Origin of the sequence: Streptomyces sp. NBC_00443 (genome assembly GCF_036014175.1) — a bacterium.
In the GTDB taxonomy this organism is placed as follows: Bacteria; Actinomycetota; Actinomycetes; order Streptomycetales; family Streptomycetaceae; genus Streptomyces.
Map to the genome: position 1 here is coordinate 6,280,723 of NZ_CP107917.1, position 12,150 is coordinate 6,292,872.

Below are 12,150 nucleotides of genomic sequence, written 5' to 3' on the forward strand. Positions count from 1 at the left end.
AAGGCTCCTTGGCGGGGTCTACCTGTTCCGCAGGTCGAGCAGTTCGACCATGCCAGTGGTGTCCTCGTCGCCGTGTCCCGCGGCGAGCCACCGCTCCATGAGGGTCGTGTACGGCGTCAGCAACTCGGCGCTCACGCCCTGCTCCTCGGCCGTGGCCAGCAGGGTGGCGTTGCCCGCGACCTGCATGGCGAGGTTGGACACGACGTCCTTGCCGTAGTCGCCGCTGGCCAGCTGTTCGGCGGCCTGGTGCGCGGCGGGCGCCATCGCGCCGAGCCACGACACCAGCAGCGGCGCGAAGTCCGTCGGGGCGATGTCCTCGCGGCGGATCAGCGCGAAGGCGTGCAGCACGCCCGCGAACATGCCGTTCATCGCGCTCAGCAGGGCCACGTCGTGCAGCGCGGCGAAGCCGGGGTCCGCGCCCACGTAACGGGTGCCGGCCGGCACGGCGAGGGTCTCGCCGTGCTCCTCGAACAGCTCGGGGGAGCCACTGTAGAAGACGTACGCCCCCGACGCCGCGTCCCCGATCATCGGCGGTACGGCCATGATCCCGGCGTCCAGGAAACGGGCGCCGCGCGCTTCGGCCCACGCGGCGCGGGAGCGGCCCTGGGCGGCGGTGCCGGTGGTGAGGTTCACCAGGTCACGGCCGGACAGGTCGGCACCGTCGAGGGCCTCGCCGACCGAGGCGTCGTCGAGGAGGCAGACGACGACCAGTTGGTTCGCGGCCACCGCGTCGGCGGCGCTCGCGGCGACGGTCGCGCCCTCGGCGGCCAGGGGTTCGGCCCGGGCGGGCGTGCGGTTCCAGACGGTGAGCGGGTGCCCTGCGGCGAGCCAGGCGCGGGCCAGGGCGGTGCCCATGGCACCGGTGCCGAGGAGGGTGAGAGGGGCCGGGGTGGGGGTCGCGGTGGGGGTCGGGGTCGTGCTGGGCGCAGGGGCGTTGTCAGTCATGACGTTTAGGCTCGTGGTAGGGGGATCGCTCGCTCAAGTACGCACTTTGGAGTGGGTGGTTACCACGGGGAATGAGTCCAGGCAGGAGGACGGCAGCATGGGGATCGGAAGGCGGCCGGGGGCGTACGCCTGCGGGATCGACGCGGCGATGGACGTGGTCGGGGGAAAGTGGAAGGTGCTCATCCTCTGGGCGCTGCATGAGCGGCCGTACCGCTTCGGGGAGCTGCGGCGCGAGCTGCCCGGCGTGACGGAGAAGGTGCTCGCGGCCCAGCTGCGGGAGCTGGAGGCCGACGGGATCGTGCACCGGGAGGCGTACGACGAGGTGCCGCCGCGGGTGGAGTACTCGCTGACGCCGCTCGGGGTCTCGCTCAACGTGGCGCTGGGCCCGCTCGGGGTCTGGGGCCGGGAGAACATCCTGGGCGGCGCCGGCGAGCCGGCCGGGGAACCGGCAGAGGAGGCGCACGGGTCCGCGACGCCGGATTCAGCGGCTGCCGGTGAGATGCGCGAACACGACGACGTTGCCCTGATACCCGGTCGTCCGTGAGTAACCGCCACCGCAGGTGATCACCCGCAGCTCGGGGCGCGGTGCCGGGCCGTACACCTTCTCGTCGGGGAAGGCCTTCGCGTCGTACACCTCGACGGCGTCCACCGAGAACAGCGCCGTGCGGCCGTCGCGCCGGTCCACCTCGATCGTGCTGCCCTTCCTCAGGGCGCCGAGGCGGTAGAAGACGGCGGGCCCTTCGGCGTTGTCGACGTGTCCGGCGACGATCGCGGTGCCGGTCTCACCGGGCGTGGTGCCGGCCTCGTACCACCCGGCGAGGTTCTTCCGCTCGGCGGGCGGCGCATCGAGGCTGCCCGCCGTCGTCAGCCCGAGGCCCATGAGGGGAGCGGAGACGCGGATCGAGGGGATGCGGATGTGGTCGGCAGGGGAGGGGGGCAGTGCGGGGGCCGCGGTCCGGTCGGCTCGGGGGGTCTCGTCGGCGGCAGCGGTCTCGCGGGCCGCTGCGTGGGCCCTCGCGTCGGCACCCTTCCTGGCATCTGCCTGCGCGGCCGACGGCTGCGGCGGGGCGTGCGTCTCGGTGCCGTTGCGCAGAAGCCAGGCACCGGAGCACAGGGCGAGAGCGGTGACGCCGGCTATGGCGGCGTTGCCGACGCTCCTGCGACCACGACTGCGACGACTGCGACTGCGCACGTGAGCCTCCCGGGACTCTCCTCGGTTCGCCCTCATCCCCCTCCGGGCCGCGAGGGGCGTCGGACCCGGAGGGGGAGGGGACGTGCGGTACCGGCGACGGACAGCGGAGGGTGTCCGTCAGATCCCGTCGCCTCTCGCCCGGCGATGCAGGAGCCAGGTACCGCCCGCGGCGGCGACGGCGAGAGCCGTGACGCCGGCCGCGGTCTGCACGGGATCGCGGCCGAAAGCGCCGCCGACCCCCGTCTTCACACTTCCTCTCGGATGCACCTGCCCGCCCGCGGCCGTCAGCGTGACGACCAGGTCGCCCGTCACCTTCCGGCCGCCGTCGGCGCAGGTCGCGACGATCTCGTACGTCCCCGGCTGCGCACTCGGCGGCACCCGGAACCGCCCGCTCGCGTCCTCCTCGTCCGTGTTCGGCGCCAGCGCGAACGAACCAGCGCCGACCGCGCTGGCGTCGCCCGCCGCACCGCCGTCCCGGCAGGCGGCCGTGTCCACGGTGACCTGCCCGCCCGGTACGACCGAGGCCGGGGAGACCTTCAGGTCACCACCGTCGCCGCCGTACGCGGGTGCGACGACGAGACCGACGGCGCCGACCGCCAGCGCGGTCCCGGTCAGCAGACGGGCGGTACGTCGCATCGAAGCTCCTCCGAGCGCACGGACTCACGACCCGCGGCACCCCCAAGTGCCGCCGCCTCGGCCGAGCCCTGCCCTTCCGAGCAAAGGGCCACCACGCCACGAGCGCTTCCCGAGAAGGCGCCGGAAATGGGGTGAACGGGTGTCGTGAGGGAGGGGGAGAGCATGGGGCGGGCACTGTTTCAGCAGGTCATTGCCGGGTGCGGGGTGCGTTGGAGGAAGAGAATGCGTTGGGTGGGGGGTGGGGGTGTGAACGGGTGATTTGGCGCCGGGGCGAGGGGGGTGAGGGGGTGACGGGGCCGACCGGCGGGCGAGGGACGGCAGGCGGGTCGGCTCCGGGAGCGGGGCCGGATGGGTGCCCCGGGCCGAGGGCTGGCCGGGGACAGGCGGCGCGTCCGGCGAGGGGGGAGAGTGCAGGCCGGGGGAGGGGCGGCCGAGGCGGGCCGGAGGGCCCCGGGGAGGCAAGGCGTGGCAGAACCGACGGGTGGCTCAGCGGAACGGTACCGATGGCACTTCGGGACCGAGGCCGGATGACGGGCCGGAGGGCCGACGGGCAGCCGATTCAGCCGGACGGTTCCCCCCGAGCCCTACGGCGAGGGGGAGGGCAGGACGGCAGCGGAGCCTGTCCGACCCCGCTGCCCGACCTCCGTGAACTCAGCCGACCCAGGGGCGTAGGGCTGTATCGACTTGCGGCTCCGCCGCGTGGGCGCGATCAGCCACGGACAGCCCGCACCCGGCCACGCACCCCACTCTCACCCCCACCCCACGGCGCACAACCGCCGTCACCCCCCGGCAACTCAGCCCACGTTCACCGCACGCCAGGCCGCCCCAACCGCGGAGGACTCCGCACTCCCGGTCCCGTAGAGGTCCTTCGCCGCGCTGAGCGTCGCAGACCGCGCCCCCGCGTAGTTCGTCGAGGACGTCATGTAGACCGTCAGCGCCCGGTACCAGATCTTGCCGAGCTTCGCCCGACCGATCCCCGTCACCGAAGAGCCGTCACAGGTGGACGAGTTGTAGCTGACGCCGTTCACCGTCCTCGCCCCGCTGCCCTCCGCCAGCAGATACGCGAAGTGGTTGCCGATGCCCGACGAGTAGTGGACGTCGAGTTCCGCCGTCCCCGTGCTCCAGCAGTCCACCGAGACGCCGTCCTTCGACGGCTTGTCCATGTACCGAAGGGCGTTCCGGCCGAGGCCCGACCTGACGACCTTCTCGCCGATCAGGTAGTCGCCCGGGTCCGCGGAGTTGCCCGCGTGGAACTCCACGAGCGACCCGAAGATGTCCGACGTCGCCTCGTTCAGGCCACCGGACTCGCCCGAGTACGTCAGCGCGGCCGTCTTCGACGTCACGCCGTGCGTCATCTCGTGGCCGGCCACGTCCAGCGACACCAGCGGCCCGAGCTGGGTGCCGTCACCGTCGCCGTAGGTCATGCAGAAGCAACTGTCGTCCCAGAAGGCGTTGTTGTAGTCGTTCCCGTAGTGCACGCGGTTGAACGAGCCCTTGCCGTCTCCCGCGATGCCCTTACGGCCGTGGACGTCCTTGTAGTAGTCCCACGTCATGTCCGTGCCGTGCTGGGCGTCCACCGCTGCCGTCGCACGATCGCTCGCCGCACCGGTGCCCCAGCGGTTGTCGGCGTCCGTGAAGACCGTCGACGGGGCGCGGTTGAGGCAGATGGTCAGGATGCACAGGTCGGTCTTGTTCGCCGCGTCCCCGGTGTACGTGCCTCCGCGCGTGGCGTCCTTCAACTGGTACGCCGACCCCGACGCCGTCGTCTCCAGCGGCACCGTGCCCGCGTACAGCGACTTCCCCTCGCCCGACGCCTTCTCGATGCTGTCCCACGCGTCGATCCGCGCCCCGGTGCGGGCGTCCGTCAGTACCGTGTGGGCGACCGGGTTGCCGGCGGAGTCCTGGGCGGCGGCGTCGGTGCGCCAGGCCAGCTTCGGGGCGCCGTGCAGGGCGTCGACCACCAGCTCGGGCTTGGACGTGAGCCGCTTCAGCGTCTCGCCGACGTTGGCCGCACGCAGCACGGTCGCCGCGAGGTCGGCCGCCTTCGGTGCCGAGACCTTGGGCGTCACGCTCGTGAGGGAGAGCGCGTCCTTCGTCGCGCGGGAGGCGCTGCGGTACGTACCGTCCTTTGCCAGGTGGACGACGAAGTCGCCGCCCAGAACGGGGAGTTGGCGGTAGGAGCGGTCGTAGCGGATGTGCTGGGTGCCGTCCGTGTCCACGATCACGTCCCGCACGGTGGTGTCCTGCGCGGCCGTCAGCCCCAGGCTCCCCGCGTGTTCCTTCAGGGCCGACGCCGCGTTCTTCAGCGCGGTGGCCCTGGTCGGACTGTCGTCCGCGTCGGCGTTGGGGGAGAGCGTGGTGGCCAGCAGGGTGGCGGTGGCGGCGACGATGCCGGCCGTGGCGAGTCGGGAACCACGGAGGTGCGGCCGTATTCGGCTCATCGGTCTCCTTCGAGCGGGCGGGAGCACAGAGGATGACCAAGATTCAAGGGGCCGTGCGCATGCCGTGGACAGGGTGAGTACGTGCAGGTGTGTGAGGGGAGAGGACCGTTTCTGCGAAGGCGGTGATCCTGGTGTGCGCGCCCGTGCCCACCGCGCCCCCGAGGCCGGTACCCCGACCGCGCGCCCCCGGTCGGTACGCTGCGCCTCGGCCGCCCCCAGCCCCCGGCCACCCGCCCTGCCCCAGCCCTGCGCCGCGCCGGCGCCCGCGCCGAGGAGACGGCCCCAAGTGACCCCGCCGCCCCTGCCCTTCTTCGTCTACGGCACCCTCCGCCCCGGCGAGCCCAACCACGACGCCTTCCTGCGCGGCCGCACCCTCACCGAGGAACCGGCACGACTGGCCGGGGCGGTGCTGTACGACGGCCCCGGCTACCCGTACGCCGTCGAGGCCCTGGGCGGGCGCGGCACGGTGTACGGCGATCTCGTCACGGCTCGCCCCGAGGAGTACCCCGCGCTCCTAGCCGCTCTGGACCACCTGGAGGAGTACGCCCCGAACGACCCGCGCAGCCTCTACGAACGCGTCCCCCGCGAGGTGCTCCGCGACACCGACGGAACGGCCGTACTGGCGTGGGTGTATGTCGCGGCACCCCCGGTCGCGGCCCGCCTGCGTACCCGCGGCAGGCTCATCGAGAGCGGCGATTGGACGAGGCGGCCGCCGGGCTGAGCCGGGTGCCGGCACGGCTGGGTGACGGCCGCGTGGTTGTGTTGTGCGGCGGCGCTGCTGAGCCGGGTGCCGGCACGGCTGGGTGACGGCCGCCTGGCTGTGTTGAGCGTCGGCGCTGCTCAGCCGAGTGTCCGCGCGGCCGTGTTGAACGTCGGCGCTGAGCCGGGTGCCCGCGCGGCTGTGTCCAGCGTCAGTGCTGCTGTGGTCAGTGTCCGGCTGCCGAGTCAAGTGGCCGCCTGGCGGAGCCGAGCGCGGCTGAGGCGAGTGTCCGCCCGGGTAATCCGAGCGCCGGTCCAACCGAGCCGAGCGCCGGTCCGACCGAGTCGAGCGCCGGTCCAACCGAGCCGAGCGCCCGTCCAACCGAGCCAAGCGGCCGCCCCGCCCCAACAGCCCCCCGCCCACCCAACCGAGTCGAGCAGCCGCAGCCGCAGCCGCCCCGTAGCTCGGCGGCGTGCCCGACAACCCCCGCCCCGCCTAAGACTTCACCGTCTCCACCCGCACCGCGCACGCCTTGAACTCCGGCATGCGTGACGTCGGGTCGAGTGCCGGGTTGGTCAGGGTGTTGGCGCGGCCCTCGCCCGGCCAGTGGAAGGGCATGAAGACGGTGTCCGGGCGGATGCCGGTCGTGATGCGGGCGGGGGCCACCGCACGGCCCCGGCGCGACACCACGGCCACCGGGTCGCCCTCGGCCGCCCCGAGCCGCGCCGCCAGCCGGGGGTGCAGCTCCACGAACGGGCCCGGCGCGGCGGCGTTCAGTTCGTCGACGCGGCGGGTCTGGGCGCCGGACTGGTACTGCGCCACGACCCGGCCGGTCGTGAGGAGGACCGGGTACTCGTCGTCGGGTTCCTCGGCGACCGCCCGGTACGACACGGGGACGAACCGCGCCCGTCCGTCCGGCGTGGCGAACCGGTCGAGGAAGAGGCGGGGCGTGCCGGGGTGCACCGCGCCGGCGGTCTCGCCGTCCCGTGCCGGGTCGTCGTCGCCGGGCACTGCGGCCAGGTCCGGCGAGGAGTCCTCGCAGTCCGTGGCGCCCCCGTCGTGGGCGTCGTCGGTGTCGGCCACCGCGGGGCACGGCCAGAACACCCCGTTCTCCTGGGCCAGCCTGCGATACGTGATCCCCGAGTAGTCCGCCGCCCCGCCCGCACTGGCCCGCCGCAGTTCCTCGAAGACCTCCTCGGGGTCGGTCGGGAAGCCCTTCTCCAGGGCCGTTCCCTCTCCGTCGCCGAGCCGCGCCGCGAGCTCGTGCATGACCTCCAGGTCGCTGCGAACGCCTTCCGGCGGGCTGATCGCGCGCCGGCGCAGCAGCACCCGCCCCTCCAGGTTGGTCGTCGTGCCGGTCTCCTCCGCCCACTGGGTGACCGGAAGGACGACGTCCGCCAGGGCGGCCGTCTCCGACAGCACGACGTCGCACACCGCGAGGAAATCAAGGGACTTGATGCGTTCCTCGATGTGCGCGGCATGCGGCGCCGACACCACCGGGTTGGAGCCCATCAGCAGCAGCGACCTGATGTCCGTGCCGAGCGCGTCCAGCAGTTCGTACGCACTGCGCCCCGGCCCGGGCAGGCTGTCCGGGTCCACGCCCCACACCTCGGCGACATGCCGCCGCGCCGCCGGGTCGTCCAGCTTGCGGTAGCCGGGCAACTGGTCCGCCTTCTGACCGTGCTCGCGCCCGCCCTGCCCGTTGCCCTGCCCGGTGAGACAGCCGTACCCGGACAGCGGCCGGCCCGCCCGTCCCGTCGCCAGGCACAGGTTGATCCACGCGCCCACGGTGTCCGTGCCCTTGGACTGCTGCTCGGGCCCGCGCGCGGTGAGCACCATCGCGTGCTCCGGCTCGCAGAACAGCCTCACGGTTTCCCGGAGTTGAGGAACGGACACCCCCGTGATCCGCTCCACGTACTCCGGCCAGTGCGCCATCGCCGCGGCCCGTGCGTCCTCCCAGCCGGCCGTGCGCTCCTGGACGTACTCCTCGTCCACCCGCCCCTCGGCGACGATCAGGTGCAGCAGCCCGAGGGCCAGCGCGAGGTCGGTGCCGGGGCGGGGTGCCAGGTGCAGGTCGGCCTGCTCGGCGGTCTTCGTGCGGCGCGGGTCGACGACGATGAGCGTGCCGCCGTTCTCGCGCAGCTCGTTGAAGAAGCGGAGCGAGGGCGGCATCGTCTCCGCGAGGTTGGACCCTACGAGGATGACGCAGCCCGTCCGCGGGATGTCCTCCAGCGGGAACGGCAGCCCCCGGTCCAGGCCGAACGCCCTGATCCCGGCCGCCGCCGCCGACGACATGCAGAAGCGGCCGTTGTAGTCGATCTGCGAGGTGCCGAGCACGATCCTCGCGAACTTGCCGAGGCTGTACGCCTTCTCGTTCGTCAGGCCGCCGCCGCCGAAGACCCCGCACGCGTCCGGGCCATGTTCCGTACGCGTGCGGGCGAGGCCCTCCGCGACGCGGTCCAGCGCCTCGTCCCAGGTGGCGGGCACGAGCGTGCCGCCCGACCGCACCAGCGGCGAGGTCAGGCGGACGCTCGATTCCAGCACCGCGGGGGCCGTACGGCCCTTGCCGCACAGTGCCCCCTTGTTCACCGGGAAGTCCGGCCGCTCGACCACCGCGACACCTCCGCCCTCCAGGGGCGTGAGGTTCATCCCGCACTGCAGGGCGCAGTACGGGCAGTGCGTGGGCGTCGCGGAGTTCGGCATGTCGTTCAGCGTGCTTCGGGCGTGTTACGTGCGGCACGGCTCCCTGTTACGCGCCCGGGACGGTGACCTCTTCGCAGGCGTCGGGGCGCCGTGAGGCGAGCCGGATGCCGACACGGCCCCGCACGCCGAAGGGCGGGAGCAGGGCATCGACCCCGCTCCCGCCCGGTCAGGGACGGTCCTTGGTCAGAGGACGCCCTTGAAAACCTGCGCGTAAGAGCATGAGCCGCCCCGGCCGGGCGCCTCACCGCTCCGCCGCCAGCGCGTTCGCCACCCCCGCCTCCCGCCGCCCGAGGAACCGGGGATCCGGCTCGAACACGGCGTCCAGGGCCGCCTTTCCGGCCGCGAAGATCTCCCGCGTGCCGCCGTAGTACCAGGTGGCGTCGTGCCGGTCGTCGACCCCGACGCCGTACGACGTCACGCCCGCCTCCTGGCACAGCGCGACCGCCCGCCGGATGTGGAAGCCCTGGCTGATCAGCACCGCCTCGTCGACGCCGAAGATCTTCTTCGCGCGGACGCAGGAGTCCCAGGTGTCGAAGCCGGCGTAGTCGCTGACGATGCGGGAGCCGGGCACGCCGTGCCGGGTCAGATACGTCCGCATGGCGTCGGGCTCGTCGTAGTCCTCGCGGCCGTTGTCGCCGGTGACGAGCACGGCCTCGATCCGCCCCTCGCGGTACAGCTCGGCCGCCGCGTCGAGCCGGTGCGCGAGGTAGGGGGACGGCTCGCCCTCCCACAGGCCGGCGCCGAAGACGACGGCGACGTCGGTGCGCGGCACGTCGGCCGTGGTGTGCAGCCGGCCGCCGGTCACGACGTACATCCAGGTGGCCGGAAGCAGCCCCAGCACGCACCCGGCCATCACGGCCTGCACCAGCCGCCGCTGCCCGGCGCGGGTGCGCGGCAGACGTGGTCTCCGCAGCTTCGGTCGGCGCATGTGGATGGTCCCTCCCCGGTCGGCGAACCGCCTGTTCTCGACCTGTCCTCGACACTGAGGGACGTCCTGTCAGCCCCCGCGGTTCACCACGGACGACGTGACCAGCTTCACTCCACCCTGCGAAACCGCAGGTCACCCCACCTCACACACCCGGCACCCCGCACCGTGAACCCGGTGTAAAAACCCGTCATTCCCGCGCAACGGGGAGGCAACGTCCGGCCGCCACCATCGGTTCATGACGGCGTCGAACCCGCTTCACGACGAGTCCACGATGGTCCACCTCGACAGTACGGCGCACATCATGAACCGGATCAGCAGCCAGCTCGCCAGCCAGCTCGGCCTCGTCTCGCTCGACGGCAGACGGCGCCCCGAACCGCCCGCGCTGGTCGTCGTGGCCCACGGCAGCCGCGACCCGCGCGCCCTGAGCACCGTCCGCGCGCTCCTCGACAAGGTCCGCGCCCTGCGCCCCGGCCTGCCGGTTCACCTCGGCCACATCGAGCTGAACGAGCCCCTGCTCCCCGACACCCTCGCCGCCCTCGGCACCCGCGAGGCGATCCTCGTCCCCCTCCTCCTCAGCCGCGGCTACCACGTCAAGCGGGACATCCCCGAGATGGCCGCCGAAGCCGACGTCCACGCGCGCGTGGCCCCCGCCCTGGGCCCGCACCCCCTGCTGGTCGAGGCACTCCGCGCCCGCCTCGTCGAGGCCGGCTGGCGCACCCGCATGGACGAGCCCACCCGCCGAGCGAGCGCGGTCGTCCTGGCCGCGGCCGGCTCCCGCGACCCCGAGTCCAAGGTCGACACGGCCCGCACGGCCCACCTCCTGGCCAACCGCCTGGGCGTCCCGGTGATCCCGGCCTACGCGACGACGGCGACCCCGACCGTCCCGGACGCCATCAGCGCTCTCGCCGCCCGGGGGCGCACCAGGGTCGCGATCGCCTCCTACTTCACGGCCCCGGGCCGCTTCGCAACGGAGTGCGCGGCGGCGGCCCCGTGGATCGCGGCGGCCCCGCTGGGCACCCACGCCGCGATGGCAAGCCTGCTGCTCCACCGCTACGACCAGATGCTGACGACTCCGGTCACGACATCACCGGAATTGGCGTCGGCTTGAAACGCCCAGGACGGTGACGTCCCTCAAGGGGCGCGGGGAACTGCGCGACCAGCCCCCACAACCCGCATCCGCAAGGCAACAGAACCCGGCAGCCGAGTAGGCGCAACACAGCCCTCCGTTTGTCACTGCCTGCCCGTACTGTCGGTGCATGTACTACGACGAGTCGGCAGTCGAACGCTGGGCAGCCGAGCCCGACAAACGACCGGGCCGCACGGCCTTCCAACGCGACCGCGCCCGCGTACTCCACTCCGCGGCCCTACGGAGACTCGCCGGCAAGACCCAAGTCGTCACCCCGGGAACCCACAGCCAGGCCTGGGACCCCAGCCCCCGCACCCGCCTGACCCACTCCCTGGAGTGCGCCCAGGTCGGCCGGGAACTCGGCGCAGCCCTCGGCTGCGACCCCGACCTCGTGGAAGCCGCCTGCCTCTCCCACGACCTCGGCCACCCCCTTTCGGCCACAACGGCGAAGTGGCACTGAACGAGTTCGCCGAGGACTGCGGCGGCTTCGAGGGCAACGCCCAGTCCCTGAGGCTCCTCACCCGCATCGAGCCCAAGCGGTTCACCCCGGAGGGCTCCGTCGGCCTCAACCTCACCCGCGCCACCCTCGACGCCGCCACCAAGTACCCCTGGCCGCGCGGCGCCCACCCGGCCGACCCGAAGTCCGGGAAGTTCGGTGTCTACGAGGACGACCGGCCCGTCTTCGACTGGGTCCGCAAGGACGCCCCCGGCACCCGCATCACCTTCGAGGCCCAGGTCATGGACTGGTCCGACGACGTGGCGTACTCGGTGCACGACGTCGAGGACGGCCTGCACGCCGGCCACATCGACCCCAACTGCCTGCACGCCGAGCCGGAGCGGCAGGAGATCTTCGCGGTCGCCATCGGGCGGTACGTCCCCGAGGACACCGACCCGGCCGAGCTGGCCGCCGCCCTCGACCGGCTCCAGGAAGAACCGTGGTGGCCGCACGGCTACGACGGTTCGGCCGTCGCCCAGGCCCGCTTGAAGGACGCCACCAGCCAGCTCATCGGCCGGTTCTGCCTGGCCGCCGAGAGCGCCACGCGCACCGCGTACGGCGCCGGCCGGCTCTCCCGCTACGCCGCCGAACTCGTCGTACCGCACGAGACGCGCCTGGAGTGCGCGGTCCTCAAGGCCGTCGCCGACCGGTACGTCATGCAGCGCGCCGAGCAGGAGCGGCTCCGTGCCGACCAGCGCATCGTGGTCGCGGAACTGGCCGAGGCACTCACCGCCCGTGCGCCCGACGAGCTGGACCCGCAGTTCCGGGCCCTGTTCGACGAAGCCGAGGACGACCGCGCCCGCAAGCGCGTGATCGTCGACCAGATCGCCTCCCTGACGGACGCGTCGGCCCGCACCCTGCACACGCGGCTCACGCAGCGGGCCTGAAGGGACCCGGGAAACAGGGGCGGTGCGCTCACCCGACCGGTGCGGGTGAGACACCTGTGGCGAACGGGCACTCGAAAGTGACCCTGCGTGGCCTGA

9 protein-coding genes and 1 pseudogene are annotated in these 12,150 nt (G+C 73.0%); 4 read left to right on the forward strand and 6 right to left on the reverse strand.

Annotated features, from left to right (window positions below):
• Positions 1-18: 18 nt before the first annotated feature.
• Positions 19-945 carry an NAD(P)-dependent oxidoreductase gene (locus tag OHO27_RS28425; RefSeq protein WP_443059621.1) on the reverse strand — a complete coding sequence of 309 codons (927 nt, stop codon included), beginning with the start codon at positions 943-945 and terminating at the stop codon, positions 19-21.
• Positions 946-1,042: 97 nt separating this feature from the next.
• Here OHO27_RS28425 and OHO27_RS28430 point away from each other — a divergent pair, with 97 nt between their 5' ends.
• A complete protein-coding gene (locus tag OHO27_RS28430; protein ID WP_328427797.1) occupies positions 1,043-1,489 on the forward strand; it encodes a winged helix-turn-helix transcriptional regulator in 447 nt (148 codons plus the stop codon).
• Here OHO27_RS28430 and OHO27_RS28435 read toward each other — a convergent pair.
• The 3 genes from OHO27_RS28435 to OHO27_RS28445 all read right to left on the reverse strand — a co-directional run bounded on the left by OHO27_RS28435 (position 1,427) and on the right by OHO27_RS28445 (position 5,214).
• A complete protein-coding gene (locus OHO27_RS28435) occupies positions 1,427-2,173 on the reverse strand; it encodes a class F sortase (protein ID WP_328427798.1) in 747 nt (248 codons plus the stop codon). The genes OHO27_RS28430 and OHO27_RS28435 overlap by 63 nt on opposite strands.
• 81 nt (positions 2,174-2,254) lie before the next feature.
• Complete coding sequence (locus OHO27_RS28440) at positions 2,255-2,773, reverse strand: hypothetical protein (protein ID WP_328427799.1); 519 nt, start codon at positions 2,771-2,773, stop codon at positions 2,255-2,257.
• Between the two features lie 794 nt (positions 2,774-3,567).
• Positions 3,568-5,214 carry a M4 family metallopeptidase gene (locus OHO27_RS28445; protein ID WP_328427800.1) on the reverse strand — a complete coding sequence of 549 codons (1,647 nt, stop codon included), beginning with the start codon at positions 5,212-5,214 and terminating at the stop codon, positions 3,568-3,570.
• 286 nt (positions 5,215-5,500) lie between these two features.
• Here OHO27_RS28445 and OHO27_RS28450 point away from each other — a divergent pair, with 286 nt between their 5' ends.
• Positions 5,501-5,935: a gamma-glutamylcyclotransferase family protein gene (locus OHO27_RS28450; RefSeq protein WP_328427801.1), complete on the forward strand. Its 435-nt coding sequence runs from the start codon at positions 5,501-5,503 to the stop codon at positions 5,933-5,935.
• A gap of 474 nt (positions 5,936-6,409) precedes the next feature.
• Here the strand turns inward: OHO27_RS28450 and OHO27_RS28455 are convergent, their stop codons facing one another.
• On the reverse strand, positions 6,410-8,617 hold the full coding sequence (locus tag OHO27_RS28455; RefSeq protein ID WP_328427802.1) for a molybdopterin oxidoreductase family protein: 2,208 nt from the start codon (positions 8,615-8,617) through the stop codon (positions 6,410-6,412).
• A 241-nt stretch (positions 8,618-8,858) separates the two neighbouring features.
• Positions 8,859-9,545, reverse strand: a complete 687-nt coding sequence (locus tag OHO27_RS28460; protein ID WP_328427803.1) for a SanA/YdcF family protein — start codon at positions 9,543-9,545, stop codon at positions 8,859-8,861.
• A gap of 235 nt (positions 9,546-9,780) precedes the next feature.
• Between OHO27_RS28460 and OHO27_RS28465 the strand changes: the two genes are divergently transcribed.
• Both OHO27_RS28465 and OHO27_RS28470 read left to right on the forward strand, forming a co-directional pair.
• Positions 9,781-10,653 carry a sirohydrochlorin chelatase gene (locus OHO27_RS28465; RefSeq protein ID WP_328427804.1) on the forward strand — a complete coding sequence of 291 codons (873 nt, stop codon included), beginning with the start codon at positions 9,781-9,783 and terminating at the stop codon, positions 10,651-10,653.
• Between the two features lie 148 nt (positions 10,654-10,801).
• Positions 10,802-12,054, forward strand: a pseudogene (locus OHO27_RS28470) (deoxyguanosinetriphosphate triphosphohydrolase).
• Positions 12,055-12,150 lie beyond the last annotated feature (96 nt).

Excerpts from the sequence above, each read along its gene's own strand:
- OHO27_RS28425 (WP_443059621.1), bottom strand. The coding sequence starts at position 945 with ATGACTGACAACGCCCCTGCGCCCAGCACGACCCCGACCCCCACCGCG.
- OHO27_RS28460 (WP_328427803.1), bottom strand. The coding sequence starts at position 9,545 with ATGCGCCGACCGAAGCTGCGGAGACCACGTCTGCCGCGCACCCGCGCC.
- OHO27_RS28440 (WP_328427799.1), bottom strand. The coding sequence starts at position 2,773 with ATGCGACGTACCGCCCGTCTGCTGACCGGGACCGCGCTGGCGGTCGGC.
- OHO27_RS28445 (WP_328427800.1), bottom strand. The coding sequence starts at position 5,214 with ATGAGCCGAATACGGCCGCACCTCCGTGGTTCCCGACTCGCCACGGCC.
- OHO27_RS28430 (WP_328427797.1), top strand. The coding sequence starts at position 1,043 with ATGGGGATCGGAAGGCGGCCGGGGGCGTACGCCTGCGGGATCGACGCG.
- OHO27_RS28435 (WP_328427798.1), bottom strand. The coding sequence starts at position 2,173 with ATGAGGGCGAACCGAGGAGAGTCCCGGGAGGCTCACGTGCGCAGTCGC.
- OHO27_RS28465 (WP_328427804.1), top strand. The coding sequence starts at position 9,781 with ATGACGGCGTCGAACCCGCTTCACGACGAGTCCACGATGGTCCACCTC.
- OHO27_RS28455 (WP_328427802.1), bottom strand. The coding sequence starts at position 8,617 with ATGCCGAACTCCGCGACGCCCACGCACTGCCCGTACTGCGCCCTGCAG.